Genomic DNA, 5,396 nt, shown 5'->3' on the forward strand with positions numbered 1-5,396 from the left:
GCCGGATCCCCGCCATGCTCACCGCAAACGCCGAGTTTGATATTGCTGCGCTGTTTACGGCCACGTTCCGATGCAATCTGCACCAGTTCGCCGACACCATCGAAATCAACGGTCACAAACGGATCCTGTTCGATAATGCCCAGCGCCTGATATTGCGTGAGAAAGGATGAAGCATCATCACGCGATACGCCAAAAGTGGTCTGTGTCAGGTCATTGGTACCGAAGGAGAAGAACTCGGCCGTCTCAGCCAGCTCCCCTGCCCGCAAGGCAGCACGCGGCAATTCGATCATGGTGCCGACCATATAATCAACCTGCACACCGCTCTCGGCAATGATCTGCGCGGCCACTTTATCAATCCGTGCTTTCACAAAATCCAGCTCAGCTTTGATACCAACCAGCGGCACCATAATCTCCGGTATAACCGCTTCACCGGTCTCTTTGGCAGCGGCAATCGCCGCTTCAATAATCGCACGGGTCTGCATTTCCGCAATTTCCGGATAGGAGATCGCAAGGCGGCAACCACGATGGCCAAGCATCGGGTTAAACTCATGCAGGCTTTCCGCACGCTCGGTCAGCTTGTCGACATCCACGCCCATGACATTGGCGACTTCGGCGATTTCTTCAGCCGTCTTAGGCAGGAATTCATGCAATGGCGGATCGAGCAGACGAATGGTGACCGGCAGCCCCTGCATGATTTCAAACAGCTCGGTGAAATCATCACGCTGCATCGGCAGGAGTTTATCCAGCGCAACACGGCGGCCTTTTTCATCCGATGCCAAAATCATCTCACGCATAGCGAGAATACGCGGGCCCTCGAAGAACATATGCTCGGTACGGCACAAGCCGATCCCTTCCGCACCGAAAGAACGGGCTGCACGGGCATCCGCCGGTGTTTCCGCATTGGTGCGCACTTTCATGCGGCGGGCTTCATCTGCCCAAACCATCAGCTTGCCGAAATCGCCGGAGAGTTCCGGCTGTTGCATGGCCACAGTGCCTTTCAGCACCTGTCCGCTGCCGCCGTCAATGGTGATGATATCACCCTTTTTGAAGGTGCCGCCGGCTGTCAGCATTGTACCGTTGCGATAATCAATACGCAGCGTACCGGCACCGGAAACACAAGGCTTGCCCATACCACGGGCAACCACAGCCGCATGGCTGGTCATGCCGCCGCGCGATGTCAGAATACCTTCTGCTGCATGCATGCCGTGAATATCTTCAGGGCTGGTTTCAATACGCACGAGAATGGCTTTACGACCTTCCGCTTTCAGCTGTTCCGCATCTTCCGAAGAGAACACTATCTCACCGGTTGCTGCGCCCGGAGAGGCAGGCAGGCCGATACCGATCACATGGCGTTCGGCTCTCGGATCAATGGTCGGATGCAGCAGCTGATCCAGCGATGCCGGATCAATACGGTTGACGGCTTCTTCTTTACCGATCAGCCCTTCTTCAACCATTTCCACGGCCATTTTCAGCGCGGCTTTAGCCGTGCGCTTACCGGAACGGGTCTGCAGCATCCAGAGCTTGCCGCGTTCAATAGTGAATTCCAGATCCTGCATATCGCGGTAATGCTGTTCCAGACGATCAGCAATTTTCAGGAATTCAGCAAAAGCATCCGGCATGATTTTCTCAAGCGACGGACGCTCGGAACCGGCCTCAATACGGGCTTCTTCGGTGATATTCTGCGGGGTACGGATACCGGCCACCACATCTTCACCCTGCGCATTGACGAGGAACTCGCCGTAAAGTTTACGCTCACCGGTGGATGGGTTACGGGTAAAGGCCACGCCGGTTGCCGATGTGTCGCCCATATTGCCGAACACCATGGCCTGCACATTCACGGCAGTACCCCAGTTTTCCGGAATATTATGCAGGCGGCGATAGGTGATCGCGCGGGCATTCATCCATGAGGAGAACACGGCAGAAATAGCACCCCAAAGCTGCGCTTCCGGATCCTGCGGGAACGGCTCGCCCAGCTCTTCTTCAACCTTGGCTTTGTACTGGTCAATCACACCGCGCCAGTCATCGGCAGTCAGATCGGTATCAACATCCAGATCGAGATTAGCCTTGGCATCGTCGAGAATTTCTTCGAAGAAAGAATGGTCAACGCCCAGCACCACATCCGAATACATCTGGATGAAGCGGCGGTAGCTGTCATAGGCAAAACGCTCATCATTGGCCTCAGCCGCGATTGCCGCAACCGTATCATCATTGAGGCCGAGATTAAGCACCGTATCCATCATGCCCGGCATGGATGCACGGGAACCGGAACGCACAGAAACCAGCAGCGGACGGGTTACATCTCCCAGACGACGACCGGTCAGCGCAGTGATATGCTCCAGCGCAGCTTTGACCTGATCTTTCAGGATTTCAGGATAAGTCCGGTCATGGTCGTAATAATAGGTGCAGACATCGGTGGTAATGGTAAAGCCCGGAGGCACCGGCAGTCCGAGGCTGCTCATTTCAGCAAGGTTTGCACCTTTACCGCCCAGAAGATTACGATCACTTGCAGCACCATCGGCTTTGCCGTCACCGAAGTGATATACCCACTTAACCATTCCCGTCCTCCTGTTATGTCCGGCTCAGGCTGAATGTAAGTCATGATAACCGATACCGGATACACGCTTCCTGCTTAAGCGATAGCACTGCTGCGGGCTACTGAAAAATACAGAAAAACGGTAACAAAGCGCAACGCAGCGCCTGTATAATTGTTTAAATCGATTTTGCGGAATTCGTTTCCGGTTTATTGTCTGAACAGATGAATAATTTGCGGCAGCACGAAAAGTGTTTTCATCTGCATTTCCGCAACTTAACGGAATCAGCTGAGAGTTTGATTCCGGCACATGAAAACGACGCGGAATCTGCTATTAACAAACGTCATTCTCAACCTTGTTTCGGGGATCATCATGCGTAAAACCGGAAAACTCGACTATATCGAAATGCCTGCCGGCCAGAGCGGTCTGAAGGACGTTAAAGCTTTTTACGCCGATGCCTTCGGCTGGAGCTTCACCGATTACGGCCCCGATTATGCCGCCCATTCTGAAGGGCTGGATGGCGGCTTTTATCAGGGCGATGAGGCGAAAAATGCCAAGCCGCTACCGGTGCTCTATTCTGAGGATCTGGAGCAGACACTGATTGATGTTGAAAAAGCAGGCGGCAAAATCGTCAAACCGGTTTTCAGTTTCCCCGGTGGCCGCCGTTTCCATTTCACTGATCCGTCCGGTAATGAACTGGCCGTGTGGAGCGAGAATTAAACCGGCACTCACAGATATGAATAACAGCTGCGGCGCTTAAATGAGTGCCGTAGATGATTAGTGAATATCTTCCTCACGGGCGCAATTTTCGGCCTCCATCTGCAAAGTCGTATGATGCAGATCATATTGCTGCTGCAACACCTGTTCGATTGCACGGCGCACGGCTTCACCATTTGCCTCAGGTTGCAGCACAATATGCGCAGTCAGGGAATGCTGGCTTTTGGTCAGCGACCAGACATGAAGATCATGGATTTCATCAACACCGGAGACTGCCAGAACAGACTGTTCGAGCTTGCGCAAATCCAGCCCGACCGGCACACCTTCCAGCAGAATATTGATACATTCCTTGAGCAGCACCCATGTGCGCGGAAAAACCATAAAGCCGATGCCCACAGCAATAAGCGAGTCCACCCACTGCCAGCCTGTCAGATAGATAATCACCGCGCCGACAATGACACCGACGGAGCCGAGCATATCCGCCCAGACTTCAAGATAAGCGCCTTTAACATTCAGGCTTTCATCTTTTTTGCCGCTTAAAAGCTGCATGGAAATAAAGTTCACGATCAGACCGAGAACGGCGACAATCATCATGCCGACAGACTGCACTTCTGCAGGCTGGAACAGACGTTCATAGGCTTCATAGAGAATATAGAATGCGACGAGCAGCAACAGAACGGCATTGATTGCTGCCGCCAGAATTTCAAAGCGGGAATAACCATAGGTTCGGAAAATATCCGCTGCACGGCGCCCCAGATAAATGGCAATCAGAGCAAGTGCCAGCGCAAAAGTATCCGTCGCCATATGCATGGCATCAGACAGCAGCGCCAGACTGCCGGTAACATAACTGCCGATAATCTCGGCAATCATGAAACTTCCGGTCAGGCCTAAAGCCAGCCAAAGCCGCGAAACCGGTGTTGTGCTTACATCCGCATGATTGTGATCGCCGCTCATCATCTGCCTTTCAGCTTTGCATGCCAGTCTGCAATTCAGATAAAACACACCTGAAAATCATTCTTAATTTTGCATCGGACAAAAGAAAACGGAATGATTTAACAGGTTCAGCAAGACTATAATTTTATACTGCTTCACGCATGGCAGCAGCGGTTTGCAGATCAACGGAAACCAGCTGGCTCACACCCTGCTCGGCCATGGTCACGCCAAACAGACGATCCATGCGTGCCATGGTAATCGGATTATGGGTAATGATGACAAAACGCGTCTTTGTAGAAGCAGCCATCTCATCCATCAGATTGCAATAGCGTTCCACATTGTGGTCGTCGAGCGGTGCATCCACCTCGTCCAGCACGCAGATTGGTGCCGGATTGGTGAGGAACACTGCAAAGATCAGCGCCATTGCCGTCAATGCCTGCTCACCGCCGGAAAGCAGGGTCATGGTCTGCGGCTTCTTACCCGGAGGACGGGCGAGAATTTCCAGACCGGCATCCAGCGGGTCTTCCGATTCAATCAATTGCAGCTCTGCCGTACCGCCGCCAAACAGGTGCGTAAACAAACGCTGGAACTGCTCATTGACCACATCAAATGCCGCCAGAAGACGTTCTCGGCCTTCTTTGTTCAGGCTTTGAATGGCCTGACGCAGTTTCTTGATCGCCTCAATAACGTCTTCGCGCTCATTGATGATCGCATCTTGTCGGTCGGACAATTCGCGCTGCTCTTCTTCAGCGCGCAAATTCACTGCACCGAGACGTTCGCGCTCAATCTTCAACCGGTCAAGCTGACGGTCTGTATGATCCATATCCGGCAGCGGATCACCGGCATTGAGACCTGTATGGCGGAATGCTTCATGCGGCGCACAATTCAGCACCTCAGCGATACGCGCTTCTGTATCTTTGCGGCGATCTTCTGCTGCTGCCAGACGCTCTTCGGCACGGGCACGCACTTCCCGCGAGGAAGCCAGTTCCTGAATAGCCAGCGTTGCCCGCTTATCCAGTTTGGCCTGCTCGGTTTCGGCAGTGCTCAGACGATCAGAGGTTTCTTTGCGTTGCGCATCGGCATCCGCCACAGCGCTTTGCAGCTCACGGCGGCGCTCTTCAATATCCGCCGGTGCTTCCGCCAAATCTTCCGCTTCATCACTGGTTTCAGCCCTGCGTTCTGTCAGCGCAGTAATTTGCCGGCGGGCATTTTCTG

The 5,396-nt window shown here is 53.3% G+C and carries 3 protein-coding genes and 1 pseudogene; 1 reads left to right on the plus strand and 3 read right to left on the minus strand.

Annotated features, from left to right (window positions below):
- Positions 1–2,555 (minus strand): pyruvate, phosphate dikinase (gene ppdK / locus A918_RS0113895; RefSeq protein ID WP_022711650.1); only part of this gene is annotated, 2,555 nt, incomplete at its 3' end.
- 348 nt (positions 2,556–2,903) lie between these two features.
- Here ppdK and A918_RS0113900 point away from each other — a divergent pair.
- The gene (locus tag A918_RS0113900) at positions 2,904–3,251 is read left to right on the plus strand and encodes a VOC family protein (protein WP_028233815.1); all 348 of its coding nucleotides are present in this window, start codon (positions 2,904–2,906) and stop codon (positions 3,249–3,251) included.
- 57 nt (positions 3,252–3,308) lie between these two features.
- On the opposite strand, the gene A918_RS0113905 is transcribed toward A918_RS0113900, so the two are convergent.
- A complete protein-coding gene (locus A918_RS0113905; RefSeq protein ID WP_028233816.1) occupies positions 3,309–4,202 on the minus strand; it encodes a cation diffusion facilitator family transporter in 894 nt (297 codons plus the stop codon).
- Between the two features lie 124 nt (positions 4,203–4,326).
- Positions 4,327–5,396, minus strand: a pseudogene (locus A918_RS0113910) (chromosome segregation protein SMC); the annotation flags it as partial.

Origin of the sequence: Pseudochrobactrum sp. AO18b, from assembly GCF_000409565.1 — a bacterium.
GTDB classification, from domain to species: domain Bacteria; phylum Pseudomonadota; class Alphaproteobacteria; order Rhizobiales; family Rhizobiaceae; genus Pseudochrobactrum; species Pseudochrobactrum saccharolyticum.

Excerpts from the sequence above, each read along its gene's own strand:
- A918_RS0113900 (WP_028233815.1), top strand. The coding sequence starts at position 2,904 with ATGCGTAAAACCGGAAAACTCGACTATATCGAAATGCCTGCCGGCCAG.
- A918_RS0113905 (WP_028233816.1), bottom strand. The coding sequence starts at position 4,202 with ATGAGCGGCGATCACAATCATGCGGATGTAAGCACAACACCGGTTTCG.